The sequence below is a fragment of the Curtobacterium sp. APC 4022 genome (genome assembly GCF_030407555.1).
Classification (GTDB): domain Bacteria; phylum Actinomycetota; class Actinomycetes; order Actinomycetales; family Microbacteriaceae; genus Curtobacterium.
Genome location: NZ_JASDDD010000007.1, coordinates 44,198 through 70,355, shown reverse-complemented (window position 1 = coordinate 70,355; position 26,158 = coordinate 44,198). Strand labels below are relative to the sequence as shown.

Here is a 26,158-nt window from a genome sequence, read left to right as displayed (position 1 = left end):
CCGACCTTACCGGGCGGAGGCAGGGAGGGCGGACGTCCGCGGACGCATGACCCATCGGCGGAACCGGTCGGTCGGGGTCTCCACGAGCACGCCGCCGATGCACCCGACCAGGATGGCGACGGCAAACGCGATCGCCCGTCCGACCACACCGTCGATGCGGGGTTCGACCAGTGCGAGCACGACGAGGTGAGAGAGGTAGAGCGAGTACGACGCCCGCGCGCCGAACCAGGCGAGCGGTCGCACCGCCAGCAACCGGGCTGGCAGGGAGTCCGAGGTGCCGAGGCCGACGATGCAGGCTGCCGCGACGGCGCCTGCGAGCGGGATCGTCAGCAGGAGTGCCAGCGGGTCGGACTTCCAGTCCGCGGGGAACAGTGCAGCGAGTGCCGTCAACGTGGCCAGGCTGCACCAGGTCGTGAGACGACCGGCCGTGCCGCTCCACCGTCCGCTCCGCCGGAGCCGGTCGAGGACCAGTGCGGCCAGGCACCCCGAGGCCAGGGACGACATGCTGAGCGGTGGTGCGTAGTAGATGCTCGCCGGGCCGCCGTCCGGACTGGGCGTGAAGAACGGCGCGCAACACAGCGGGCCGAGCACGACGATCGCGACGAGGATCCCGAGCAGCAGCCGACGACCGCGTCCGACGGGCAGGAGCAGTGCCGCGAGGACGGGCCAGAACACGTAGAACTGCTCCTCCGCGGACAGGCTCCACAGCGGGTCCAGGACTCCCTGGTGGACGCCGAGGAAGGCGCGGCCGATGTTCGTCGTCCACGTCAGTGCCAAGCCGGCCGCGAGCCCGAGGTTGCTCGTCGACTCGCCATACCCGCCGACCCATGGCCAGAGGAGCGCGACGGCGACGACGACCACGATGACGGGTGGTGCGATCCGGAGGGACCGGTTGAGGACGAACCGACCCAGGCGCACCCGACCGTGGCGGTGGAGCTCGGCGAGCAGGAGGCTCGTGATCAGCGTGCCGGACAGTGCATAGAACACCGGGAGCGCGAGCACCGCGCTCTGCAGCCCGGGAGCGCCCATGTGGTAAGCGGAGATCGAGATCGCCAGCACTGCTCGGAGTCCGTCGAGCGCCGCGATCCGCGCGGGTGCCCGACTGGTCGCGATGGGGATGTCCATCTCCCGAGCATCGTGCCCAGCGTCATCAGGATCGCAGTTATTCACATGTTGAATTTTACGCACGGATATAGACTATCACGCGATTGCTATTGATACTTCGTATGATAGTGTACCGAGATGCCCAGTTCTGACCGAGCGCACATGCGCATCACCATCGTCACCCAGTACTACCCGCCGGAGATGCAGGGCTGGATACCGGCTTCGGTCGCACGTGGTCTCGCCGCGCGGGGCCACGACGTCCGAGTCGTGACGGCGTTCCCGAACTACCCCTTCGGTGCGGTGTTCCCAGGATGGAGCCAGCGGTTCGGACACGTCGAACAGGACGGTGCGGTGACCGTCCACCGCGTCCCCATCGTCCCGGACCACTCCGATCGGGCGGGCCGTCGGATCGTGAACTGCCTGAGCTTCGCCGCCTCGTCGCTGGCCACGACCCGTACCGTCCGCCGCTCGGACGTCGTGTACGTGCACAGCGCGCAGCCGACCGCGGCGATCGGGCCGATGCTCTGGAAGGCACTGTTCCGCACCCCGTACGTCCTGCACGTGCAGGACGTGTGGCCGGAGTCGGTCATCGGCTCCGGCTTCATCGCGAGCGAGCGCGGAGCCCGTCTGGCGCGGATCGTCCTCCTCGCTTGGCTCCGACGCCTGCACCGCGGAGCGGCACACGTGCTCGCCATCGCCCCGGGGGCCGCACGCCTCCTCGTCGAGCGCGGCAGTCACCCGGACCGAACCTCGACCGTCGTCAACTGGGCCGTACACACGCCGTCCGCGGCAGAGCGTCCTGCCCGGGGCGAAGACGGCACCACGACGATCGTGTACGCGGGGAACATCGGACCGAACCAAGGCCTCGACGCGATCGTGCACGCCGCCGCGCGGTGCTCGGACCTGCCCGGGCTCCGTTTCGAGTTCGTCGGGGACGGACTCGCGAGGCAGCGCCTGCGAGACCTTGCCGATGCGCTCGGGGCGACCAACACCACGTTCCGTCCGCCGGTCAGCCGGGAGCACATGCCGGCGGTGCACGCCGGCGCGGACTTCGAGATCGTCGCGTTGGCGGACGCCCCGATGTCCCCGATCACCATCCCGTCGAAGCTCCAGGACGCCTTCGCGAACGGCGTCCCGGTCATCGCGGTCGTCCCGGGCGACGCTGCGGACATCGTCCGCGGGGGTGACGCCGGCATGGTCTCGCCGCCCGGGGACGTCGACGCCATCGAAGCGGCGTTCCGCGCAGCGCACGCCGTGGACTCCGACGGACGTGTACGCCTGTCCGCCAACGCACGCTCCGTCGTCGATCGCCACATGAACCCCCGTCTGGCGATCGACCGCATCGAGCAGGTCCTCCGGAAGGCCGCCGCATGACCGACAACGACGTCCTGAACCGTTGGGCGGGGCCGAAGCGCGTGTGCGACGTCGTCACAGCGGCCGTGCTCCTCGTCGTCTCGGCGCCCCTGATGCTCCTCGTCGCCGTCCTGATCCGGTGTGAGGGCTCCGGTCCGGTCCTCTACCGGCAGCTCCGACCCGGTCTGCACGGCGAGCCGTTCCAGATCGTCAAGTTCCGCTCGATGCGGCCCGACCCGGAGCTCGAGCGTCTCGGCACCGACGGCGACCACGTGCGGATCACCCGACTCGGACGCATCCTCCGGACCAGCAGCGTCGACGAGCTCCCGAACCTCGTCAACGTCCTCCGGGGCGAGATGAGCATCATCGGGCCTCGACCGCTCCTGATGTCGTACCTCGACCTCTACTCCGCCCACCAGGCACGCCGCCACGAGGTCCGACCGGGCATGACCGGTCTCGCGCAGGTCAACGGGCGGAACGACACCGACTGGACGACCCGGTTCGACCTCGACGTCGAGTACGTCGAACGGTGCTCCCTCCGGCTCGACGCCCAGATCCTCGTCGCCACCGTCTGGACCGTCGTGTCACGACGCGGGGTCTCCAAACGCGGGCACGCCACGATGGTCACGTTCCGGGGCGACGACACCGAGTCCTTCGCGACGCGCTGACCGGGTGCGTCACCGCGGGAGCGCCCGGCGCCGCCGACGCGTCACCGTGGGCGTCGCCTGCGCCTCACCGCGGCAGCCGCCGGAGCGCCAATTCGAAGACGTGCGGTTCCGGCGGTGTGGACCGCCACACGTCGTAGCTGCTCGCTGCCCGGGCCGCGCGGCTGGCCAGCTCCTCGCCCGAGTACGACGCCCATCGGTCGATCGTCGCGGCCCAGTCGTCGTCGGCGACGACTTCGCCCCCACCCGCCTCGACGCGGGCCGACCACGGTGTCGTGTCGGACAGCAGCACCGGGCGACCGACGGCGAGCGCCTCTGCGATCGTGTGTCCGAAGTTCTCGCCGGCGGTCGCCGTCACCATGGCGTGCGCCGCCCTGACCGCGTCCACCGCGGCTGCGTGCGGTTGCACCCCCGTGAACTCGACCTGGACACGGGCGGGAAGCACGGCAGCGGCTGCCGCGCAGCGCCGACCGTACGCGACGTCGTCGACCGGGCCGAGGACCACCAGACGGACCGGACGTGAGACGTGGGCGAGCGCCTCGATCACCAGGTGCGTCCGCTTCTTCGGGCTGATCCGGCCGACGGTGACGAGTTCGAGGCGTTCGTGCGTCGATTGCGGGGTCCGTTCGGCCAGGGCGGGCAGGCGGGTCTCGTTCTCACGGACGACGATGTCCGCGCTGGCTCCGACGGCCCGACGGACGTGCGACGCCTCGAGTTCGGTCGAGGCGTGCCACGTCACACCGTGGAACAGCCCCAGACGGCGAGCGAGCTCGAGGTACCGTCGCTTCTTCGCCGACTTCAGGGCGAGGGCCCCCGGGTCGAATTCGCCACGCGGTGCCACGAGCACCGGTCCGGCGGGGACGAGCCGGCACCGTCGCAGGAGCAGCGGCAGGACACCGAAGCGGGCATCGAACACGGTGTTGAGGTACGTGAGGTCGGGAGCCGGATGCGTCCGGATCGCGGACGCGAGACGGAGGACACCGAGCGGCCCACGGGTGTCGAGGAACCGGACCCGCCGACCAGCCGTGGTGACGACGGCGTCGGGCACGGCCAACCGAGTGGTCGCCCCGAGGTCCCGGTCCCGCGTCACGATCTCGAGCGCGATCCCCTCCGGTGCCGACCTGACGAGGGCGTCCAGTGTCCGGATCGGACCGCCGCCGGCCACCGCCGGTGGGAAGTACGGGGCGAGGATGCGGACCCGTGTCATCGGATTCCCCTGGTCCGCGCGCCGGAGTCGATCGCTTCGGCGACGAGGTCACGCCAGGCCTGCTCGGCGACGTCGTCAGCGTAGGTGGCCTCCACGTGGAGCCGCGCTCGGCGACCACGTGCGTCGGCACGCGCCGCGTCGTGGACACCCTCGGCCAGGGCCGCCGCGAAGTGCCGGACCAGGTCCTCCCCGAACGGCACCAGGGTGCCGACGTCTGCGGGGACCGCCTCGGTCGCACCCCGGGTCGCGGTCGTGACCACCGGGAGACCGGAGGCCATCGCCTCCAGGAAGACGAAGCCGAGCCCTTCCTCCTGCGAGGCGAGCGCGAAGAGCGAACTCGTCCGTAGCATCGCGGCGAGCGCGTCGTCCGACGGTGACTCGACGACCTGTACGACGTCGTGCAGACCGAGCTCCGTGATGAGGGCGACGTCCGCCCCGGGGAGGGTGTGCCGGCCGGCGAGGACGAGGTGATGGCGGACACCGTGGTCACGGCGGGCCATGGCGTAGGCGCGGAGGAGGGTCTGGACGTCCTTCCGCGGGTCGTTCAGGCGGCTCACCATGATGATCGGCCCGTCCGCGGTACGACGGGTCGACGGTCGGAACCAGTGGGTGTCCACGCCTGCCGGGACCACGCCCACGGGGCCTCCCGCGAGCGGCCGGAGCCGGTCCGCCATCGTGCCGTTGAGCGTCACGATGGTCGGTGCCGTGGCGAGCGCGCGGCGGTCCGTCCGCGCGGTCGCGATGGTCGCCCGGCGCAGGAGCGCCGCACGCCACCCGGAGGACGCCGAGAGACGTGCCGCTCGTTCCTCTTCCACGAGGCTCGCGACGCTCAGCACCCACGGCGTCCCCACATCCCGCATCACGGCGCCGATGGCCGGCGTGCCCGCGATGACGACGGCCGCGTCGCAGTCGTCCACGAGCGCGGTCAGGGCGCGGCGCGGGCGGTAGCGGTTCGTCTCCACCTCGGGCAGGACCGTCCCGACGTCCCAGGTCTCCCGCTCGGCTCCGGCCCGACGTCGCGCGATGGCGCCGCGGAACAGGGAGGACGGCCGGAGCGGGGTCGCGTGCTCGGCAGCGCGGTGGTACATCCGGGGGACGACGAAGCGGACGTGCCACCGGTCAGCCGCAGCCAGGTGTGGCCCGTCGAACGCGCGGGCGACGAAGTCCGCCTCCGCCGACAGGCCTCCGCCTCGAGCTTCGGGCGTGCGGTACTCGGGGACGATGATCGCGAGGGTGCGCATCGGTTCCTCCATCATCAGGTCGCCAAATCGGGGAGCACCCCGTGGCTGGGGGTCGGACGGGACAGCGTCGCGAGGCTCACCCACCACGCAGTCGCACTGAGCATCGTGACGACCGCCGCCGCGGCCACGACGGCGTCGAGGCCGGACAGCGCTGCGAGGACCACGACCGGGATCCGGACCACCGCGGACCCGGACCGGACGGCGACGATCCGACCGCCGCGGCCCAGCGCTCGGTGCGCGGACTCCGGCACCGCAGCGACGAGCTGGAACAACAACTCCAGCGCGGTCAGCGGGAGGATCGGCGCGACGAGTCGCCAGGTGTCACCGAGCAGAGCGCGGCCGATCGGGTCGGGGATGAACGAGAGGGCGGTGAGCGCCGGCATCGCGAGCGCGGTCATCAGCGCAGTGTCCACCACGAGGCCGCGGACGCCGCCGGTCGATTCGAGGTGCCGGAGCGTGCGGGGGATGAGCACGGCCCGCGCGGCGGACAACCCCACGGTCACCGGGCCGGCGAGCGTGCCTGCGCCACGCAGCGCTGCTGCGATCGAGAGCCCACCGATGGCGGTCGCGATCCACGTCACGAGTTGGACGACACCACTCCCGATGAGCGTGTCCGACGCGAACGCCACGGAACGCGCACCGGGCACCGGGGTCCGTGACCACACGGGCACCAGGTCGGAACCGGTCCGCGCCGCGGCGACGTAGCCGAGCACGGCGCCGCTGCCGGCCCAGAGCGCGAAGGCGACGCTCCCGCCCCAGGCGCCTGCGAGCGTGCCGAGGAACGCCGTGGCGCTCGCCACGGCCCAGATGGCCTCGAGGACGACGGCCGTGCGGGCGGACCCGATGGCGACGAGCACGGCGCGGACACACTCACGGACCGTGAGGCCGTGGGCAGCGACGGCGGCGATCAGCAGGTCCTCGGACGCCGTCGTGGTGCCGACGGCCAGGAGCACGACGGCACCGGCCACACCGATCAGTGACGCACGTCCCAGGGACCCCGTGCCGGAGGGGGTCCTCCGCGCATCGGCGACGAGCGGATCGGTGACGGCCGACCGGGCCAGTGCCGTGACGAGGAGCAGTGCCGAGGCCGCGATCCCGTACTTCCCCGTGTCGACCGTGCTCGACGTCCGTGCGACGGCGACGGCCACGAGGAGACCGGAGACGCTCGTGAGTGCGCTGACGGCGAGCGCGGCCGCTCCTCGTCCACCCGCCGACCGACGGACGGTCACGACGCCGCCGCCACGACGTCGGTGCGTTCCGAGGACGGTCGTCCGACGTCTCTCGCGACCGGCGGTTCCGACCGCCGCGCCCAGAGGTGCAGGACCAGGAACACCGGGAGGATCGTGACCAGGGTCTGCAACAGCGCGATGGTCGTGTCCGGGGGTGTGCTGAACCACGCGAGGGGCCCCCCGAGCATGAGCGTGAGGAGGACCACGGCGTACGGCCGTCGCGCGATCGTGCGCCACGGTCGGAGCGCCATCACGGCCGCGGCGCAACCGGCGTAGAGCAGGACCACCGTGAAGGTGCCCCAGAAGAACCAGGCGGTCGCGACCGGGAGGAACGTGTACGCGGAGAAGTCGACTCCACCGAGGTACTCGTTGATCAGGTTGCCGGACGAGACGCCGGCGCGGCCAGGGTCGAGGACCCGCGGTACCAGTCCGTACCGCAGGCTGTCCCACAGGCCGGGCTGGCCGAGATCGTGCCCGGGGCCGTACTGCGCGGCTCGGACGATCTGCTCGTCGAACCGGAGACGGTCAGACGCCGAGACGTCTGCGTCCACGTCGATGCCGTGCGCGGTCCGCAGCTGGTTCCGCACGGCGTACACGGTCGGCCAGAGCACCGCGAGGACCCCGATCCCGCCCGCGATCCAGGCCCGGGGCACCAGGTTCGTGAGGAACGCGAGCACGACCAGCAGGACGAGGAAGCTCACGGCCCGGGCCGTGATGGTCAGGATCGACGCCACGGCGATCTGCGCGAGGATGAGGACTCCGATCCACCGGAGGACCGCCACCTGGCTGAGGCCTCCGAGGAACCGCGCCGCGACGAGCAGCGCGAGGGCGACCTGGGCCCAGGAGACGAACGGCGTGAGGATGCTCGCGGCGCCGGACGGCAGGACCCCGTCGACCTGGGAGCGGAGCGTGCTGGCACCGAGCAGGGCACTCGTCAGGTTCGCCACGACGGAGATGATCGTCACCGTGCGCGCGATGGTCGCCACCCGCTGCGGCTCCCAGCGTGTGGGAGGATCCGGTGTCGACGCCGTCGGGGCGATGCGGCCGGATCGACGCTCGGCGGCGACGACGAGGGCGACCGAGGCTTCGACGACGAGGGTGCCGGCAACGGCGATCCCCCACATCTGGACGATGAAGTCCGTGCCGGGGTTGTCGTTCCAGATCGCCAGGGGCAGGAACACGAGGACGTGCGGCGCGGAGACGACGAGCGTCGTCGGGAAGCGCAGCGCGACACGGAGAACGAGGGATCGCTTCGCGCTCACTGCCGGCGCCGGATCCCGGCGTTCGCGTGGTGCGCGTGCGCCGTCCCGAGGATGACGGCGACCACGCGCCGGGCGGTGTCCGGTACCGAGTACTCGACCGGGCCTCCGGATGGAGGGCTGCTGACGCCCGCGCGCACGAACCGCACCGCCTCGCTTACGGAGGAGGGCGTCACGCCGGCGGTGACCATCGCGCCCGAGTCGAGGGCCTCGGGGCGCTCGATGCGGTCTCGGAGGGTGACCGCCGGGAACCCGAGCATGACGGACTCCTCACTGATCGTGCCGGAGTCGGAGAGCACCACGAACGCCGAGCGCTGCAGCGCGTTGTAGTCGTGGAAGCCGAACGGCTCGTGGAACACGAGACGGGGGTGGTGGGCGACGTCGACGTCCGCGAGCGCGCGACGGGTCCGCGGATGCGTGGAGACGAGTACCGGAAGGTCGTGCTCGTCGCCCACGGCCTGGACCGCCGCGAGCAGCGCGGCGAGACGCTCGGGGTCGTCGACGTTCTCCTCGCGGTGGGCGCTGACCAGGATGTAGCCGTCCGGTCGCAACGACAACCGGTCGAGGACGTCGCTCGCGTCGATCCGGGCACGGTGCGTGGCGAGGACCTCGCACAGCGGCGATCCGGTGAGGACGATGCGCGACGGGTGGATGCCCTCCGACAGCAGGTTCCGGCGTGCGTGCTCGGTGTACACGAGGGCGTAGTCGGCGACGTGGTCGACCATCCGGCGGTTGGTCTCCTCCGGCACGTTCTCGTCGAACGACCGGTTGCCGGCCTCCATGTGGAAGACGGGGATGCGCATGCGCTTCGCCATCAGCGCCGCGATGGCGCTGTTCGTGTCGCCGAGGACCAGCACGGCGTCGGGACGCTCAAGACGTAGGACCCGCTCGGTCTCGCGGAGGACGTCCCCGAGCACCGCGCCGAGCGACGACGTGTCGATGGACAGGCGGTGGTCCGGTAGACGGAGGCCGAGCTCGTCGAAGAAGACGTCGCTCAGCTGCCGGTCGTGGTTCTGCCCGGTGTGCACGAGGACGTGGTCGCAGGTGGCTTCGAGCAGGTGGATGACCTGGGAGAGTCGGATGATCTCGGGGCGGGTCCCGACGATGGTGAGCACCTTCGTGCGGTGCGGCTTCAGCTGCGTGGTCATGCTGGTTCCTGGTGAGTGTCGGGTCGAGCGGGGTCGAAGAGCTCGTCGGCCCAGAACACGGTGACGAGGGGGACGTCACCGGTGTTCGTGACGGAGTGGGCCCAGAGGGTCGGCATGTCGACGGCGACCGGTTCGTCGCCGGTCACGCGGATCACCTGGCGCTCGTCCGTGAGCACGCGGCGGAGGACGATCTGCGCCTCGCCCTGGACGACGACGAAACGCTCGACCTTGCGGCGGTGGAAGTGGTCGCCGCGGGTGACCCCGGGCAGGGTGGTGGACATCGAGGTCTGTCCTGCGCTGCCGTGTGCGCGGACGAGTTCGGTGAAGGAGCCGCGTCCGTCCACGGCCGGGCCGAGCCGGTGGACCGGGTCGAGCGCGAAGGCGTACGAGCGGTAGGTGTTGAAGAGGTCACGGTCGAAGGCGTTGCGGAGGACCGGGAACTCACCACGTCGGTACGGGGTCGCGAGCGCGCCGATCCGGTCGGCGAGCTCGGGGATCGCCAGCGTGGTGCCGCGGCGTCGGAGCTCGGCCTGGTCGATCATGCCCGCGAGCGCCTCGCCCACGTCCTGCGCGTGGACGAAGGTCCGGATGTCGGTCGAGTCCACCTGCGGCTGCTCTCCCCGGGCGATGCGGTGGCAGAAGGTCAGTGCGACACCGTTGTGGTACGGCGTCCCGTGCTCGCCGAAGACGTTGTCGATGACGACGTCGACGTACTCGGCACCCCATCGTGCCGCCGCCGCGGCCAGGACCTCCCCGGCTCGGGCCTTGCCCTCCGTGTACGGGGTCGTCCCGCTCATGCCGGTGTTCGCGTAGACGACACGGCGGGGTCGCGCCACGGCGCGTTCGAGCGCCGCGACGAACCGTCGGGCGAGCTCGGTGTTGCCGTCACGGACGTCCTGCTCAGGACCGCGGGAGATGCCGGCGACGTGGATCGCGGTCTCGATCGAGCTCCCGTCCGCTCCCGCGCCCTCGACCACCGGGACCGTCGCGCGGAGGTCGACGTCGCGCCAGGACCGCCCGTGCGCGTGCAGCACCGTTCGGAGGTGCCACCCGACCAGACCGCCCCGACCGCTGATCGCGATCACGCGGCCACCCCGACCACGTGCCGTCCGGCGGAGGCCAGTTCGGCACGGATCTCCGGCAGCGAGAGCAGGAGCTGCTCGACACCGCACACGTCGAGGCGTTCGACCGAGTGCGAGTCGTACGCGAGACGCTCCGTCTGCATGAGGTCGCCCTCGTCGACGTAGGCGGAGTAGTTGAGGTCCCGGACGTCCGCGGGGATGCGGAAGTAGTCGCCCATGTCCTCAGCGCGGGAGAGCTCTTCACGACTCGCGAGTGCCTCGGAGAGCTTCTCGGCGTGCCGTGTCCCGATCACCCGGAACGGGTCTCCGTCGACCCCGAACAGGTTGGCCAGGGCGCGTGCGAGATCGCCGATCGTGCACGATGCGGCCTTCTTCACGAACAGGTCGCCCTGGTTCGCGTGGACGAAGGCGTGCTCGACCAGGTCGACGCTGTCGTCGAGCGACATCATGAACCGGGTCATCTCCGGGTTCGTGATGGTGAGCTGCTGTCCCCGCCGGATCTGGTCCACGAAGAGCGGGATGACCGAGCCCCGCGAGTACATGACGTTGCCGTACCGCACGCACGAGACGGTCGTCTCGGCGTCGTGGTTGTTGAGCCCGTAGGACAGCGCCACCTTCTCCATGAGCGCCTTGCTGATGCCCATCGCGTTGACCGGGTACACGGCCTTGTCGGTGCTCAGGCAGACGACCGACCGGACACCGGCATTGACCGCCTCGGCGACCACGTTCTGGCTGCCCAGCACGTTCGTCCGCACCGCCTCGAGCGGGAAGAACTCGCACGACGGCACCTGCTTCAGCGCGGCGGCGTGGAAGACGTGGTCCACACCGCGCATCGCGCGACTGACGCTCTCCGGCTCGCGGACGTCGCCCAGGTAGAAACGGGCGCGGGGGTCGTTCAGCTCGTTCCGGAGCTGGTCCTGCTTCGCCTCGTCTCGGCTGAGGATCCTGACCTCGCCGATGCCGCGGGCGAGCAGGCGTCTGGTGACGGTCTTGCCGAAGGAGCCAGTACCGCCGGTCACGAGGACGCGGGAGCCGATGAGGGAATCGGTGCTGATGGTCATGGTGGTGGTCCTGTCCAAGGTCGTGAATGGGTGGGGATCAGTCAGCGACACGGGCGCCGCGGAGCGGATGCAGATCGTGCTTCGTCAGCTCGGGGACGTCGCCGAGGTACCCGTAGCCGTACTGTGATGCCGAGGTCCTCGCCATGCTGATCGCGATGCCGAGCGTGTGCGCATCGGCACGTTCGAGGATCATGAGCGCGTCGCGGAGCTCGTTGGTGCGCGACTTCGCCGCCGCGGTCACGACGATCGCGCCGGAGGTCGCAGCAGCCAGGATCGCGGCATCCGTCACGGGGAGCAGCGGTGGGGTGTCGATGATCACGTAGTCGTTGTCCGCCGCGAGCGCAGCGAGGACCTCTGTCATGCAGGCCGATGCGAGGAGATCCGAAGGGTTCGGAGGGACTGGCCCCGTCAGCAGGACCTGACCCGTGGCGCCCCAGGGCTGTATGACGTCCTCGAGCTCGGCCCGCCCGATCAGGACGTCCGTGAGGCCGGCGTTGTTCTCGAGGTCGAGCCGCGTGGCGACCGCGGGGCGTCGGAGGTCGCAGTCGATGATCGCCACTCGGGCACCACCCTCCATGAGCGCTGCTGCCAGGTTGACCGCGGTGGTCGTCTTGCCTTCGTTCGCGTTCGCCGAGGTGATCACGAACAGGCGGCCCGTTCCCGTGCTGCCGAGGAACCGCAGGTTCGTCCGGAGTGCCCGGAACGACTCTGCGAAGGCGCTGCGGAGGTTGCCCTGGATGAACACCGGGGCATGTTCCAGGTCCTTCGACCGTGGCACGATCCCGAGCACTGGTCGGTCGGTGACGGACTCGACCTCGGCACGACCGCGGATCCGGGTGTCGAGGAGATCGCGGAGCAGGGCGCCGAGGACGCCCACGGCAGCACCACCGGCGATCCCGAGCAGCAGGGTCCGTGAGATCTGGGGGGACGCTCGGTCTTCGGGCGGGAGGGCCGGCTGGACCGTGCGGATGGAGACCGGGCTGGTACCGCCGGGTCCGGCCTGCTCGAGGTCGTCTGCTACGAGCGAGGTGAAGCTCGCGCTGATCGCGTTCGCGGTGGCCGCTGCTCGTTTCGCCGAGGTGTCGTTCACCGTGAGGGTGAGCAACACCGTGTCGTTGGGGGAAGTGGCGCGGACACGATGGGCGAGGTCCTGCGCCGAGATGTCGAGACCGAGCTCGTCGATGGCGGGCTGGAGGACGCGGGGCGAGGTGATGATGTCGACGTACGAGCGCACGCGCTGCTCTGCTGCATTGCCCCCCTGCACGAGGTCCGTCGCCGAGCCGGTCTCGGACGATGCCACGGTCACGTACAAGCGGGCGGTCGCATCGTACGTCGGGGTCGAGAGCACGAGTGCGGCGCATCCGGCGGTGGTCCCGAGGACGAGCCCGGCGAGGGCGATCGGCCACCGGCGCCGGAGGGAGTGGAGGAGGTCGGGGAGGTCCATGTGCGTCCTGTCTGCATCGGTCTGACCAGCATAGCATGCGATATGTAAAACTGAAATGCAAAAAGAGAAAGAGCCGGCCGAGCATGCTCGGCCGGCTCGTGGTCGTCGTCGTGGGTCAGTCGACGGTGTTGCCGGCACCCTGGTCGTCGACGGACGGCGCGTCACCGGTCACGTGGACCGCGTTGTTCGAGCCGAGCAGCGTGAGGGACTTGAGCGACGAGACGGTGATGTCGTTGTCGCTTCCCTCGACGACCATCGTGCGGGCCGTCCCGACGGTGATCTTGCCGCCGTCGGACGCCACCGCGACGGCGTCGCACTTCTTGATCTCGTGCTTGCCCGCGGTCCCGCTGATGACGGCCTGCTCGCCGTCGCACGCGTTCTCGTACGGCGCAGGTGTGTAGTCGCCCGCCGGCGCCGAGGCGGAGGCCGAGGCCGTCGGCTTCTCCGCAGCGTGGTCGGTCGACTCCCCACTGCAGCCGGTGAGGAGGAGCGCGGTGGCGCTGAGGAAGAGGAGCGCAGGTGCGATGCCTCGGATCTGCATGATCGGTCCTTCGGTGTTCGAGCACCCCTGACGCGGGGCGGGAGGGAAGCGTGGACAGGCGGCCGAGGCCGGCTGACGGTGGTCGTCAGCCGGCCCCGACCGGGAGTCACGGGGTGATGGTGAGTGGAACCCGGACGGTGTCGACCTTGCCGTCCGCGTCGTCCTGGACGACGCGCACGTTGTACGGCGTCGTGTAGGAACCCATCGGACGGTCGATCCGCCAGTTGCCGCGCGCGTCGGCGACACCCGTTGCGGGGCTGGCCGGGTTGTCACCCCACACGTAGACCGTGACCGTCGTCCCGGGCCGGGCGGTTCCGGTGAACGTCTGGACACCCGCTGCGGCGGTGCTGCCGGCAGTGGGGCTGGTCACCGTGAGGTCGGCCGGTGCGCCGAGCCACCCGTACGGAGCGACCCGGATGTCGTCCACCTGGTTCACGTGGCCGTCGACGGCGGGTTCCTGGCGGACGGCGATCCGGTCATAGCTCGTGTTCGCGAGGGCACGGCGGATGGTCCAGACACCGGTCTTGGCATGCGCCGTGGTCACGATGTCGTACGCAGCCACGCCCGGGTTGTCGAGGCCGAACGGGTTGAAACGGATCGTCGCGCCGGGAGTGGCCTTGCCGGAGAATGTCTGGTCACCGGGGTTGAAGAAGTCCCCGTCCTTGAAGTTCGTCAGCTGCAGGTCGCCCGGCTCGCCGATCTCCTTGTAGGGGCGGAGGTTCCAGTTGGTCAGCTCGTTCACGACGCCGGCCTGCGCGGTCTGCTTGACGGAGAACAGCGGGTAGCTCGTGTCACCGAGGGCGCGCTGGATCTCCCACTCACCGAACTGGTCGACGGTGGTGGTCAGGTTGTACCCGGCGTTCGCGGCGGAGAACCCGTGGACGTTCAGCGTGATCGTCGCACCGACGGTTCCGCGACCGGTGAACAGCTGCGGGCCGGGCACGAACGTGCCGTCCTTGACGTGCGAGCCGATCTGGACGGACTCGGCCGGGATCGGCGCCGTCGCGGAGAGCGTGTCGGTGGTGGTCAGACCACCCTTGGACTTCGCGGTCGCGGTGAGCTGGATCGCACCGGCACCGAGGCCCTTGAGGGTGCGGTCGAAGGTGCCGTCCTCGTTCGTGACCTCGAAGGTGTCAACGGTCTTGCCCCCGGTCGTGATCGACACCTGCGCACCCTTCGACGAGGTACCGGTGACGTCCATGGTTCCGTCGGTGAACGTCGCAGGGCCGTTCAACGACACCGCTGCGCCGAAGTCGGCCTCCGCGGCGGCGGTCTGCGTCCCCTCGATGCCCGTCTGCTCGATCGTCAAGGCGTGCTTGCCGGGGCCGATCGGGTCGATCGGCAGGGACCAGTCGCCGGTCCCGCTGGTGCCGGACACCTTCGTGGTGCCGAGGGTCGTGCCGTCCTCGTCCTTCACGGTGATCGTGGCGCCGGCAGCACCGGTGCCCGACACGGTGGCCTTCGCGGACAGGTCGTCCTCGTCGAACGCCACCGTCGCGGTCGGGGCGGTCACGTCGGACTTGCCCGGGTTGACGGTCACCTCGGCGGTGGTGACGTTGTTGCCCTTCGAGACACCGGCGACGACGAGCTGGTACTCGCGGTCCTCCAGGTCGTTCAGCACGATGCGGTAGCCGTTGGTCGCGGTCGCCTGGCCGAGGACGACCCGGGGGTTGCCCTTCTCGTAGACGCGGATGAGCGAGTTGGTCTGGGCAGTGCCCGAGACGACGAGCGGCTGCCCGGCGTCGAGCTCCGCGCCGTTCTCCGGGCTCGAGACGGCGACACCGGCGCCGTAGGGGATCGTGACGTCCTGCGGGGTCGCGTCCTCGTCGCGGATCTCCTGCGTCGCGGTGAGTTCGTAGTCACCCGCGGCGTTCGGGGCGTTGACGGGGACCTCGAAGGAGCCGTCCTCACCGGTCATGGTCGTCGCGACCTGCTTGGTGCCGCTCTTGACCTTGATGGTGGTGTTCTTGCTGGCCGAACCGGTGAGCTTGGCGACCGCCTCGACGTTCGCTTCGGAGAGCTCCGGCTGGACCGACAGTGGCGTGACCGGCAGGTCCACGTCGACGTCGCTCTCGGCGATGAGCTCAGCGCCGTTGTAGGCCTTGAGGTGCACCGACGTGTTGCCCAGCGCGAGGGCGCTGAGGGCCTGCGACCACTTGCCGTCCTTCGCGGCGGCGTTGTAGGTCTTCTTCTTGCTGTCCTTGTCGAGGTAGGTGACCTCGACGTCGGTCGCGTCGTCCGGCGCCGTGCCGTCGAGCAGGGCGGTGCCGGCCTCGAGGTCGACGTCCTGAATGTCGGCGCTCAGGCCGGCGAGGGTGGTCGGCAGATCGACGAAGCTGGCTTCTTCCCGCTGGGACGACAGCTCGAAGAAGGTGTCTCCACTCCGAGTCTCAAGGCTCGAGACCAACCACGGAGAACTGCTGATGAACCGCTGACTCTTGAGGGCTCCGTCTTCGATCGTCCACTTCAGCGCGTCGGTTGTGTTGCATGAGTTCATGATCGCGGCCGGCTGGGAATTGACCGTGGTGGCTCGCAAGCATGGGCTGCTGCTGGACCGGTCGGTTTTCAAGGTCCAGTAATCCGTGCCATCGACCGTCTCTGCGAAGTGAGCGGTCAAGGACAGCGCGTCCTGCTTCGCCTGGTCCAGGGTCGTCGCTGATCGCACCGTGCCCAGAGCAAACTTGTCAGCGAAGTAGTTGTACCCGGTCGGCGTCTTCGCGATGAGCTGGAGCGTTGCCCCCTCGTCGCCCACTTCGTACTCGTGCGTCGACGACGCCTTGGTCTCTGTCGCGGCGCCGGCCGGCATGATGCCGAACCCGAGTCCGCTGATGACGGTCGTCGCGGCCAGGACGCCAGCGCCCAGCTTCCCGACGGTCTTCTTCTTGGCCATCTGTGTGGTGTCTCTCTGTTCGTGACGGGACATCCCGGACCCCACGGCTGCGGAGTGTCGGGAGCGGATCAGGCCGCGACTCCGCGGCAGAGAGCAAATATATCACATCTGAATACGGAATAGCACTAGGGTCCTCCTGACCACGTTCCCTGAGGAAGAGGACATCGATGCACCGTCCACCCCTGATCCGCACCGCGACGCTCGCCGCCGTCGGCCTGACGATCGCTGCGCTGCTGACACCGGCGGCAGCGACAGCAGCGCCGACAGACCCGACGGCTCCGGCCGCGCCCGCAACACAGGCACCCGCCCCCCAGAGCCGCACCGTCGCCAACCAGCCCACCGGCGTCAGCCTCACCGCGATCGACTCCCGGACGTACCGCGTCACCGGCACGCCGCACTGCGGCCTGTTCGAGTCCCCGTGCCAGATCCACGTCGGCAACGTCGGCGGCGACTACCACTGGGACGGCGGGACGTCGACCGCGGTGTTCGCCAACTGGCGCTACGGCGAAGCGAAGACCCCGGAGTTCTGGACCTACGGCTGCACGCTGTTCGGCTGCAAGGACTCCGCGCACGTCCGGGGCAACCCGGTCGTCCGTCCGTTCCCGGACCAGAAGCTGACGGCGAGCGTCGTGCGGCAGGACGACGCGCAGCGGACCGTGACGGTCAGCGGCAACGCGACCGGCGGCGCCGAGGTCCGCCGGAACGACAACCGGATCGCGACGGCGACGTCGGCCGACCCGGGGGTCTGGAGCGCGACGGTCTCCGGGCTCTCGGTCGGCTGGAACACCCTCGTGTTCGAGCAGTACGTCCGCGGCACCTACAAGGGCCAGGCGCTCGTCTCGGTCCAGATCGCTGCGCCGACCCAGCCGGAACGCATCGTGGGGGACAGCGGCAGCGCCACCCTCGAGCGGGCCGCGACGACCCCGGTGTCGGCGTCCTTCACCCCGCGCTCGGCCTTCTCGACGCCGTCCGGGTCGATCGAGTTCCACGCCCCGGCGGGCACCACATTCGCGACGGGCCAGGACCGACAGCGCGGGCAGCGGTTGTCGGGCGGCTCGTGGTCGGACTTCAGCGGGGACACCCTGGTGAGCGGTGTCCGGTCCGCGGACGGTCGGACCTACCGGTACTCCCTGGCGAACCGTGACTGGGGTGTCGCGAACGGCCAGCGGTTCCGCTTCACCATGGGTGTCGAGACACCACTGGGCATCACCCAGACCTCGAGCTCGATGACGGCTCGCCTGGTCGGGTCGATCGCCGCCGGGTCGTTCGACACCACGGCGACGGTCCGGACGACGGTGAACGACAAGGCCCTCACCGCGCGGGTGACGGACGTCGACCAGTCCGCGCGCAGTGCCACGCTCGAGGGCACCACGCCGGCCCGGACGACCGACCTCGAGATCACCTGGACACGCAACGGTCAGCAGACCACCCGGCGCATCCAGCCGACGAGCCCGGGAGCCTGGACGGCCGCGCTCGACGGGCTCGAGTACGGCGCGAACACGGTCCGGGTCGAGGCGTTCGCCAACACCACGTCGATCGGCTCGACGGACGTGCAGGTGGCGGTCCCGCGTCCGGACTTCAGCGCCACCGCCCGGTTCGATGACGACGTGGACGTCCCGGTCGTGGTCGGCGGCTCCGGTGCCACCGGGTCGACCGTCGAGTTGTCCGACGGGCAGACCAGCGTCGCCGTCGTCCCGGTGCGTGACGGACGCTGGGAGGTCTCGCTCCCCGCTCCGGACCGCGGTGGTGTGCGGACGCTCCGCGCCGAACAGCGCCAGGGCGGCCAGGTGACCGACCGGGCCGACGTGTCGATCGACTACGGCGCCGCCGTGCGGATCACCTCGCCCGGGGACGGCTTCATGGTCTCGCCGGTCTTCCCGGAGGTCCTGGTGACCGGTCGCGCAGCTGACGGGGCGATCGTCACCCTGACCGACCGGAACGCGCCGGGCGTCGTCCTCGGTCGGGCGGTGGCCCGTGATGACGGCACGTGGGCGATCAGGACGCCCGCCCTCGACGACCAGGACCACCTGCTGGTGGCTACGGCTCGTTCCCGTGGCGCGAACACCACGACGACGACGCTCTCCATCGTCGGTACTCCCTGACCGGAGGCCGTCACCAGGGTGCGCCGACCGGCTCCCGCGGGACCGGTCGGCGCACCCTGCTGGGAGTTCTCGGAGCGCTCGCTGAGGGGCGAGGAGTTGGATGGACGGCATGACCACCGTTCCGAACATCACGCTCAACGACGGACGCACGATCCCCCAGCTCGGCTTCGGCGTCTACCAGATCGATCCCGCCGAGACGAAGGCCGCGACCCTGGCCGCGCTCGAAGTCGGGTACCGCCACATCGACACCGCCGAGATGTACGGCAACGAGAAGGAGGTCGGCGAGGCGATCGCGGAGTCCGGCATCGACCGCTCCGAGATCTTCGTCACGTCGAAGCTCAACAACGGCTTCCACGCCCCCGAACTCGCTGCCGAGAACGGCAAGAAGTCGGCCGACCTGCTCGGCGGCTACACCGACCTGTTCCTCATCCACTGGCCCCTGCCGACCGTCTCGGACTTCGTCCCGACGTGGAAGGCCCTCGAGGAGCTCTACCACGCCGGCACCAGCCGCAGCATCGGTGTGAGCAACTTCCAGGCCCACCACCTCAACCGCCTCGCCGCGGAGACGACCGTCACCCCGGCCGTCAACCAGATCGAGGTGCACCCGTACCTCGCGCAGGAGGAGCTCCGCGCCTACGGCCGCGAGCACGGCATCGCCACCGAGGCCTGGTCCCCGATCGCACAGGGTCTCGTCCTCGACGACGAGACGATCGTCCGCATCGCGGGCGCCACGGGCAAGACCCCGGCGCAGGTCGTCCTCCGCTGGCACATCCAGCGCGGCGACATCGTCTTCCCGAAGTCAGTCACCCGTTCGCGCGTCGAGGAGAACTTCGCGATCTTCGACTTCGAGCTCTCCGACGAGGACATGACGGACATCACGGTGCTCGACAAGGGCCACCGCACCGGCCCGGACCCCGACACGTTCGACTACGTCCCGGCGTAGTCCGATCCGACACGACGAAGCCCCCGCACCGATCGGTGTGGGGGCTTCGTCGTGTCGAGCAGTGTCAGCCGGTGGCGACCGAGGCGGTCACCGTGAACTTCGCGGTGCGCACGACCTGTCGGGTCGGGCCGACCAGGCGTTCGAGGACCGGGCGGTACCGCAGGTGCGAGTTCCAGACGCACCACAGTTCGCCACCGGCCTGGAGGATCGTGGCCGCGTTCCGGAACATCGCCTCGGCCGCGTCGGTGCTCACCGTGGTGCCCTCGTGGAAGGGCGGGTTGCACAGCACGAGCTGGGCGCTCCCGGAGTCGATCTCGTCCCCGGCGTCGCTGCGGAGGACCCGGACCCGGTCGGCGACGCCGTTCGCCTCGGCGGTCGCGGTGGTCGAGGCGACCGCGGTCGAGGTGACGTCCGTCGCGATGACCCGGACGGCCGGCCTGCGACGTGCGAGCTCGACCGCGATGACGCCGTTCCCGCTGCCGAGGTCCACCGCGGTCCGGGCCGTGGGCACCGCGTCGTCCATCGCCTCGAGCAGCACCCGCGTCCCGAGGTCGAGTGATGCCCCGGCGAACACCCCACCGTGCGCAGCGATCGTCATGCCGAGTTCGTCGAGGTGCACGCGCCGGGGCCACGGAGCGGTGACGGCAGCGCGGGCAGCAGCGGCGGCGAGGGGGTCCTGCGCGACGAGCAGTCGGCTCTTGCCCCGACCGCGCGAGGCCGTGACGTCGCCGAAGTACCGACGGAGGACGTCGTTCTGCGACAGCGTCATGTGCTTGTTGACCCCACCGCAGAGCAGCACCACGTCGGGGGCGGCCCACCGCGCGACGGCCCGGGCGACCTCGTCCAGCCGGTCGTTCGACTTCGGCAGGCGGAGCAGCACGAGTCGGACGTTCCGGAAGGCGTCCTCGAGGCTCCGGGGATGGGTGAAACCACGGCGTCCGAACGTGCCGGCGGCGGCGCCGAGAGCCCGCTCGCTCGTCAGGGAGTCCTGCACGACACGGATGCCGTCGGCTCCGTGCAGGGACAGCAGCCCGAGCGTCAGGACGCCGTACCGGTCGTCGACGACCGCCACCTCGCCGGGTTGCCGGAGTGCGTCGCCGTGCACGTGCGGCGCCTCGTCGAGCAGGAACCGGTCCGTGCCGTCGATGGTCATCAGGTCCGGACCGCGGTCGGCGGGGGAACGGCGGAAGTGGTCCGCGAAGTCGAATGACGGCACGGTCCGAGGGTAACCGGGCCGGACTGGCATCCGGACCACACCACGGGGAGCAGTGGTATGTCACACGCGACACAGACCGTTCTGGACCCTACGCTCGTGAGTTCCCGGACCGTCCGGGCCTGGTCGAGCAGCGAGAGTGCCGATGTTCCCACCGCGACACGACACCAGGCCGCTGCTGCGCGACCTCGCCCGTGAGCGTCTGCGTGCCGAGATCATGAGCGGAGCGGTCGTCCCCGGGCAGCGGCTCGACGACCAGGAGCTCGCCGCGCGCCTCGGGTGTTCGCGGACTCCGGTGCGCGAGGCCTTGGCCGACCTGGCACACCTCGGGCTCGTCGAGCTCCGGCCGAACCGCTACACCAGGGTGGCGGTCCCCGCGCAGGAGGACGTCGTCCCGGCACTGCAGGCCCTCGGGCTGCTCTTCGGCGGTGTGGTCCGGATCACGGTGCCGCGACTGGGTGACCGGAGTCGCAGTGCGGTCTTCCGGCGACTCGGCGTGCTGCTCGACTGCCTCGAGGCGCCGTCGTGGCAGCCGGCTGCGGACGCGGCGACGCCGATCTACCGCACGTTCATCGACGAGTGCCGGAACCCGATGGTGACGGCGGCGCTCCGCGGCTCCCTCGACGGGCTGGTGTTCCGGCTCCGGCACCGCGACCTGCGATCGGCTCTGCCCTGGCCGGACATCCGGAACAGCCTCATCGCCCTGCGCGTGGCGATCGACGTCCGCGACGGTCGACTCGCCGAGCGGGCGACCTGGTCAGCGCACCTGCTGCCGGACCCCGCCGGTCCGGATCCGGACCGGGACGACGTCGGGTGTGATCGTGTGTGAGACGTGTCTGCGCATGACCGGTGGGTGCTCAGCGCTGCGGACGGTAGAGCACGACCGCGTTGTTGCGCTGCGGGCGGGCACCGGCGCGGAGGGAGACCGCGGCGCCGGTCGCGGTGGCGGCGAACACCCGGGCACCCGGTCGGCTGATGAGCTGGTCGGCGAGGGCGCGTTCGAGGTCGCGGACGCGGGCCCGCAGCAGGGTGTTCTCGTTCTCGAGCTCGAGCACCCGGCGGATGCCCTCGAGGGACACCCCCTCCGAGCCCAGTCGCGCGATCTCCCGCAGCTGGGTGATGTCGCGCATCGAGTACCGCCGGGAGCCGCCGCGGGTCCGACCAGGGACGACGAGCCCGAGCCGGTCGTACTGCCGCAGCGTCTGTGGGTGCATCTCCGCGAGCTCCGCCGCGACCGCGATCGCGAAGACGGGGGAGTGCTCGTCCAGGTCGGCCATCGGGCGCTCCTTCCGTCGGGTGTCGCAGGTGTCGGTGTCGATGTGGGCCGGCCGGGAGGCTCGGTGCCGGTTCCTGACGGAGCCGCACCGGGCCTCCCGGCCGGGTCGGACGCGACGCTAGCCGCGTGCCTTGGCGAGGAGGTCCTCGCGGGGGTCCTCGTCGGGCAGGGCGGCCGCGAGGGCGTCGAGCGCCTCGCGTGCCTTGTCCGACAGGTGGGACGGGACCGCGACCTGGACGGTGGCGAGCAGGTCGCCGGTGCCGTTCTTGGTCGCGACCCCGCGCCCCTTGACGCGCAGGACGCGCCCGGACGGCGTGCCCGGGGCGACCCGCAGCTTGACGGTCGGACCGCCGAGCGTCGGGACCTCGATCGTGGCGCCGAGCGCAGCCTCGACGAACGTCACCGGCACGTCGATCCGCAGGTTCAGGCCGTCGCGCTCGAACACCGGGTGCTTCCGGACGGTGACGGCGACCACGAGGTCACCCGCCTCACCGCCGTCGGGGCTCGGTTCGCCGCGCCCGCGCAGCCGGATCTTCTGGCCGTCGGCGACGCCCGCGGGGATGCGGACGTTCACCTGCCGGCCGTTCCCCTGTGCGAGCTTGACGGTGTCACCAGCGATCGCGGTGGCGAAGTCGAGGGTCGTCGTCGCGGTGACGTCGCGCCCCTTCGTCGGGCCACCGAAGCCGCGGAAGCCGCCGGTGTTCTGGCCGAAGCCGCCACCGCCGAACATGCCGCCGAGGATGTCCTCGAAGCCGCCGGCACCGCCGCCGCCCTGACCGAAGCGGACGCGCTGTCCGCCGCCGCCCTGGCCGCCGCCGAACATGCCGCCGAAGACGTCCTCGAAGCCGCCCTGGCCGCCCGGACCACCCGCGGTGAAGCGGGCGCCGGAGCCCATGGCGCGGACCTGGTCGTACTCCGCACGCTGCTCCTTGTCGGAGAGCACCGAGTACGCCTCGCTGAGTTCCTTGAACTTCGCCTCGGCGGCTGCGTCACCCGGGTTGGAGTCCGGGTGGTACTGCCGCGCGAGCTTCCGGTACGTCTTCTTGAGCTCAGCTTCGGATGCGTCCTTCGACACGCCGAGCACGGCGTAGAAGTCCTTGTCGAACCAGTCCTGACTGGCCACGGCTCACCTCCCTTCTTCCGTCGCCGGCGCTCAGGCCGGGACCGCCACCGCGACCTTGGCGGCACGGATGACGCGGTCGCCGAGCTTGTAGCCCGGCTCCACGACGTCCGCCACGGTCTGGCTGGTGGCGCCCGGCGTGGGCAACTGGACGATGGCCTCGTGCACGTTCGGGTCGAAGGACTCGCCCTTCTCACCGATCTGCACGAGCTTGAACCGGTCGAACCCGCCGCGGATCTTCTGCGCGATGACGTGCATGGGGCCGTCGGTCAGGTCACCGTGCGCCTCGGCACGGTTCAGGTCGTCGAGGGCGGGGAGCAGTGCCCGCACGACCTCGGCGATGACGACCTCGCGGTTGGCGTCCCGGTCACGCTCGACGCGCTTCCGGAAGTTCACCAGCTCGGCCTGCGCACGGAGCATGTCCGTCCGCATCTCGGCGACCAGGTCGCGGTCGGACGGCGAGAGCCGGTCCTCGGCGATGCCGGAGGCGGCATCGGCGAGGAGGGCTTCGTCCTCCGGGCTGAGGTCGTCGGCCGGACCACCGGCCGCGGGGCCGTCGACCGGGACCTCGACGTCGGGGCCCTCGGCCTCGATGAGGTCCTCGGGCTCGGTCGCGTTGGTGGCGTCGCCCTCGACCTGCGGGTCCTGGGCGTCGTCGACGTTGCCGTTGTCGTTGTTCGGGTCAGCCATCGGTTACTTCTTGTCCTTGTCGTCCTCGTCGTCCACGACCTCGGCGTCGACGATGTCCTCGTCGTCACCGGTGGCCTGGCCCTCGGCGCCCGCTTCCGGACCGGCGGCAGCAGCCGACTGGTCCTGCGCGTAGATGGCCTGGCCGATCTTGCCCTGGGACTCGTTGAGCTTGTCGAAGGCGGTCTTCACCGCATCGTCGTCGTCACCCGCGAGGGCCGACTTCAGCGCGTCGACGTCGGCCTGCACCTCGGACTTGACGTCCGCGGGGAGCTTCTCGTCGTTCTCCTTGATGAGCTTCTCGATCGAGTAGGCGAGCTGCTCGGCCTGGTTGCGACGCTCGCTGGCTTCGCGACGGGCCTTGTCCTCGGCTGCGTGCTCCTCGGCTTCGCGGACCATGCGCTCGATGTCCTCCTTCGGCAGCGACGAGCCGCCGGAGATGACCATCGACTGCTCCTTGCCGGTGCCCTTGTCCTTCGCGGACACGTGCACGATGCCGTTGGCGTCGATGTCGAACGTGACCTCGATCTGCGGGATGCCCGCGGGTGCCGGGGCGATGCCGGTGAGTTCGAAGGTGCCGAGCGGCTTGTTGTCGCGGGTGAACTCGCGCTCGCCCTGGAAGACCTGGATCGCGACCGACGGCTGGTTCGAGTCGGCGGTGGTGAAGGTCTCGCTGCGCTTGGTCGGGATCGCGGTGTTGCGGTCGATGAGCTTCGTCATCAGGCCGCCCTTGGTCTCGATGCCGAGCGAGAGCGGGGTGACGTCGATGAGCAGGACGTCCTTGCGCTCGCCCTTGAGGACACCGGCCTGCAGTGCGGCGCCGACAGCGACGACCTCGTCCGGGTTGACGCCCTGGTTCGGGGACTTGCCACCGGTCAGCGACTTGACGACCTCGGCCACGGCGGGCATGCGGGTCGAGCCACCGACGAGGACGACGTGCGCGATGTCGTTGACCGACACGCCCGCTTCCTTGATGACGTCGTTGAAGGGCTTCTTGGTGCGGTCGAGCAGGTCGGAGGTCATCTGCTCGAACTGTGCGCGCGAGATGGTCTCGTCGAGGTTCAGCGGACCCTCGCTGGTGAGCGTGAGGTAGGGCAGCTGGATGTTGGCGCTGAGCTGGCTCGACAGCTCCTTCTTCGCCTGCTCGGCGGCTTCCTTGAGGCGCTGCTTCGCGATCTTGTCCGTGGACAGGTCGACGCCGTGGTCGGCCTTGAACTTCTTGACCAGGTGGTCGACGATGCGCTGGTCCCAGTCGTCGCCGCCGAGGCGGTTGTCGCCGGAGGTGGCACGGACCTGGATGGTCGAGAAGTCGTCGTCCTTGCCCACCTCGAGCAGGGAGACGTCGAACGTGCCGCCACCGAGGTCGAAGACCAGGATGAGCTCGTCTTCCTTGCCCTTGTCGAGGCCGTAGGCCAGCGCGGCCGCGGTCGGCTCGTTGATGATGCGGAGGACGTTGAGGCCGGCGATCTCACCGGCGTCCTTCGTGGCCTGGCGCTCGGCGTCGTTGAAGTACGCCGGGACGGTGATGACCGCGTCGGTGACGTCTTCACCGAGGTACTGCTCGGCGTCGCGCTTGAGCTTGCCGAGGGTGCGGGCCGAGATCTCCTGCGGCGTGTACTTCTTGCCGTCGATGTCGGTCGTCCAGTCGGTGCCGATGTGGCGCTTGACCGAGGCGATGGTGCGGTCGACGTTCGTGACGGCCTGGCGCTTGGCGGTCTCGCCGACCAGGACCTCGCCGTCCTTCGTGAAGGCGACGATCGACGGCGTGGTGCGGAGGCCCTCGGCGTTCGCGATGACGGTGGGCTCACCGCCCTCGAGCACGCTGACGACCGAGTTGGTGGTTCCGAGGTCGATTCCTACTGCGCGTCCCATGGGACTCCCTTTCGGTAGTGGAGCAAAGTCTGCTCGGACTTGCGTCCGATGGACTCAACTCTACTCCGGGCTGGCTGGGCGTCAAGGCGGACAGCTGGGAAGTTGCGCCGAGCCGGCTCAAGTCCTGCTCGACGGTTGCATCGACCCGGGATCAGTCGAGTGCCGCGGCGATGTAGGCCGCCAACGCCTCGCCGTACGCGATCGCCGGGTCCGCCGCGGCGTAGGACCGCTCGGCGCCGTCGATCCGGGCGGCGACCGTGTGCACGATCCCGGCAGCGGGCGAGGTCGTCCGGGTCAGTCCGACGAACGCGGGCCCCAGCAGTTCGCGGAGCTGGTCCTCGCGCGGCAGCCAGAGCGACTCGTCCGCCGTCACCGAGTCGAGCGCCCACTCGGTCGTCCCGTTGAAGCCCAGGATCGTGCCGGTCGGGTGGTCGTGGCGTTCGACGGTCATCTCGGACACCGTGTAGACGTCCTCGTCGATGCCCGGCTTGTCGATCACGAAGCGGTCGCCGGTGTCCGGGTGCCAGCGGAGGCCGGCGTCACGCAGGGAGCGGGCGAGTTCGACGCTGATCATGCGCTCCACCCTGGCACTCGCGGGTGCGTCCCGGCCGGGAGGCCCGTGGCACGTCCGCGCACACCGCGCGCCCCGTGGACCGCGCGTCCACACCTCGGACCGGGATGCCGGGCAGCCGTACTAGCATCACCGAGCATCCCCACGCGC

Annotated in this window: 22 protein-coding genes; 5 read left to right on the top strand and 17 right to left on the bottom strand. The window is 70.4% G+C overall.

The genetic code is table 11. The features are described 5' to 3' along the window. Positions 1–6: 6 nt before the first annotated feature. On the bottom strand, positions 7–1,125 hold the full coding sequence (locus QL987_RS04100) for an acyltransferase (protein WP_290156403.1): 1,119 nt from the start codon (positions 1,123–1,125) through the stop codon (positions 7–9). 117 nt (positions 1,126–1,242) lie between these two features. Here QL987_RS04100 and QL987_RS04095 point away from each other — a divergent pair, with 117 nt between their 5' ends. Both QL987_RS04095 and QL987_RS04090 read left to right on the top strand, forming a co-directional pair. Further along, positions 1,243–2,478 (top strand): glycosyltransferase family 4 protein, encoded by a 1,236-nt coding sequence (locus QL987_RS04095; RefSeq protein ID WP_290156402.1) that lies wholly within the window; start codon positions 1,243–1,245, stop codon positions 2,476–2,478. Further along, positions 2,475–3,125 (top strand): sugar transferase, encoded by a 651-nt coding sequence (locus QL987_RS04090; protein ID WP_290156401.1) that lies wholly within the window; start codon positions 2,475–2,477, stop codon positions 3,123–3,125. Before QL987_RS04095 ends, QL987_RS04090 begins: the two co-directional genes overlap by 4 nt. 64 nt (positions 3,126–3,189) lie before the next feature. Here QL987_RS04090 and QL987_RS04085 read toward each other — a convergent pair whose 3' ends face one another. The 10 genes from QL987_RS04085 to QL987_RS04040 all read right to left on the bottom strand — a co-directional run bounded on the left by QL987_RS04085 (position 3,190) and on the right by QL987_RS04040 (position 16,224). Beyond that, positions 3,190–4,329: a glycosyltransferase gene (locus QL987_RS04085; RefSeq protein ID WP_290156400.1), complete on the bottom strand. Its 1,140-nt coding sequence runs from the start codon at positions 4,327–4,329 to the stop codon at positions 3,190–3,192. Next, on the bottom strand, positions 4,326–5,570 hold the full coding sequence (locus QL987_RS04080) for a glycosyltransferase family 4 protein (RefSeq protein WP_290156399.1): 1,245 nt from the start codon (positions 5,568–5,570) through the stop codon (positions 4,326–4,328). Before QL987_RS04080 ends, QL987_RS04085 begins: the two co-directional genes overlap by 4 nt. A gap of 14 nt (positions 5,571–5,584) precedes the next feature. Beyond that, entirely contained in the window at positions 5,585–6,799 is a 1,215-nt protein-coding gene (locus tag QL987_RS04075) for a hypothetical protein (protein ID WP_290156398.1), read from the bottom strand. Next, positions 6,796–8,061: a hypothetical protein gene (locus tag QL987_RS04070; RefSeq protein WP_290156397.1), complete on the bottom strand. Its 1,266-nt coding sequence runs from the start codon at positions 8,059–8,061 to the stop codon at positions 6,796–6,798. The genes QL987_RS04075 and QL987_RS04070 overlap by 4 nt, the downstream gene beginning before the upstream one ends. Continuing rightward, positions 8,058–9,206, bottom strand: a complete 1,149-nt coding sequence (wecB, locus tag QL987_RS04065; RefSeq protein ID WP_290156396.1) for a UDP-N-acetylglucosamine 2-epimerase (non-hydrolyzing) — start codon at positions 9,204–9,206, stop codon at positions 8,058–8,060. Before wecB ends, QL987_RS04070 begins: the two co-directional genes overlap by 4 nt. Then, a complete protein-coding gene (locus tag QL987_RS04060; RefSeq protein WP_290156395.1) occupies positions 9,203–10,291 on the bottom strand; it encodes an NAD-dependent epimerase/dehydratase family protein in 1,089 nt (362 codons plus the stop codon). The genes wecB and QL987_RS04060 overlap by 4 nt, the downstream gene beginning before the upstream one ends. Then, positions 10,288–11,349, bottom strand: a complete 1,062-nt coding sequence (locus tag QL987_RS04055) for an SDR family NAD(P)-dependent oxidoreductase (RefSeq protein ID WP_290156394.1) — start codon at positions 11,347–11,349, stop codon at positions 10,288–10,290. The genes QL987_RS04060 and QL987_RS04055 overlap by 4 nt, the downstream gene beginning before the upstream one ends. A 37-nt stretch (positions 11,350–11,386) precedes the next feature. Continuing rightward, complete coding sequence (locus tag QL987_RS04050; protein ID WP_290156393.1) at positions 11,387–12,793, bottom strand: polysaccharide biosynthesis tyrosine autokinase; 1,407 nt, start codon at positions 12,791–12,793, stop codon at positions 11,387–11,389. Positions 12,794–12,908: 115 nt separating this feature from the next. Further along, positions 12,909–13,334 carry a DUF3060 domain-containing protein gene (locus tag QL987_RS04045; RefSeq protein ID WP_290156392.1) on the bottom strand — a complete coding sequence of 142 codons (426 nt, stop codon included), beginning with the start codon at positions 13,332–13,334 and terminating at the stop codon, positions 12,909–12,911. 106 nt (positions 13,335–13,440) lie between these two features. Further along, positions 13,441–16,224, bottom strand: coding sequence for an Ig-like domain-containing protein (locus QL987_RS04040; RefSeq protein WP_290156391.1), 2,784 nt, complete (start codon positions 16,222–16,224; stop codon positions 13,441–13,443). Positions 16,225–16,391: 167 nt separating this feature from the next. Here QL987_RS04040 and QL987_RS04035 point away from each other — a divergent pair, with 167 nt between their 5' ends. Next, positions 16,392–18,326 carry a hypothetical protein gene (locus QL987_RS04035; RefSeq protein WP_290156390.1) on the top strand — a complete coding sequence of 645 codons (1,935 nt, stop codon included), beginning with the start codon at positions 16,392–16,394 and terminating at the stop codon, positions 18,324–18,326. A gap of 109 nt (positions 18,327–18,435) precedes the next feature. Further along, positions 18,436–19,269, top strand: a complete 834-nt coding sequence (locus QL987_RS04030; RefSeq protein WP_290156389.1) for an aldo/keto reductase — start codon at positions 18,436–18,438, stop codon at positions 19,267–19,269. A 64-nt stretch (positions 19,270–19,333) separates the two neighbouring features. On the opposite strand, the gene QL987_RS04025 is transcribed toward QL987_RS04030, so the two are convergent. Next, a complete protein-coding gene (locus QL987_RS04025) occupies positions 19,334–20,485 on the bottom strand; it encodes a methyltransferase (RefSeq protein WP_290156388.1) in 1,152 nt (383 codons plus the stop codon). A gap of 142 nt (positions 20,486–20,627) precedes the next feature. Between QL987_RS04025 and QL987_RS04020 the strand changes: the two genes are divergently transcribed. After that, positions 20,628–21,311 (top strand): GntR family transcriptional regulator, encoded by a 684-nt coding sequence (locus tag QL987_RS04020; RefSeq protein WP_290156387.1) that lies wholly within the window; start codon positions 20,628–20,630, stop codon positions 21,309–21,311. A gap of 28 nt (positions 21,312–21,339) precedes the next feature. Here QL987_RS04020 and QL987_RS04015 read toward each other — a convergent pair whose 3' ends face one another. The 5 genes from QL987_RS04015 to QL987_RS03995 all read right to left on the bottom strand — a co-directional run bounded on the left by QL987_RS04015 (position 21,340) and on the right by QL987_RS03995 (position 26,011). Next, the gene (locus tag QL987_RS04015; protein WP_111075870.1) at positions 21,340–21,759 is read right to left on the bottom strand and encodes a MerR family transcriptional regulator; all 420 of its coding nucleotides are present in this window, start codon (positions 21,757–21,759) and stop codon (positions 21,340–21,342) included. A gap of 117 nt (positions 21,760–21,876) precedes the next feature. Next, positions 21,877–22,881, bottom strand: coding sequence for a DnaJ C-terminal domain-containing protein (locus tag QL987_RS04010; RefSeq protein ID WP_290156386.1), 1,005 nt, complete (start codon positions 22,879–22,881; stop codon positions 21,877–21,879). A gap of 30 nt (positions 22,882–22,911) precedes the next feature. Continuing rightward, positions 22,912–23,568 (bottom strand): nucleotide exchange factor GrpE, encoded by a 657-nt coding sequence (locus QL987_RS04005; protein WP_111075872.1) that lies wholly within the window; start codon positions 23,566–23,568, stop codon positions 22,912–22,914. Positions 23,569–23,571: 3 nt separating this feature from the next. Continuing rightward, entirely contained in the window at positions 23,572–25,437 is a 1,866-nt protein-coding gene (dnaK, locus tag QL987_RS04000) for a molecular chaperone DnaK (RefSeq protein ID WP_290156384.1), read from the bottom strand. Positions 25,438–25,588: 151 nt separating this feature from the next. Next, positions 25,589–26,011: a pilus assembly protein CpaE gene (locus tag QL987_RS03995; protein WP_290156383.1), complete on the bottom strand. Its 423-nt coding sequence runs from the start codon at positions 26,009–26,011 to the stop codon at positions 25,589–25,591. Positions 26,012–26,158 lie beyond the last annotated feature (147 nt).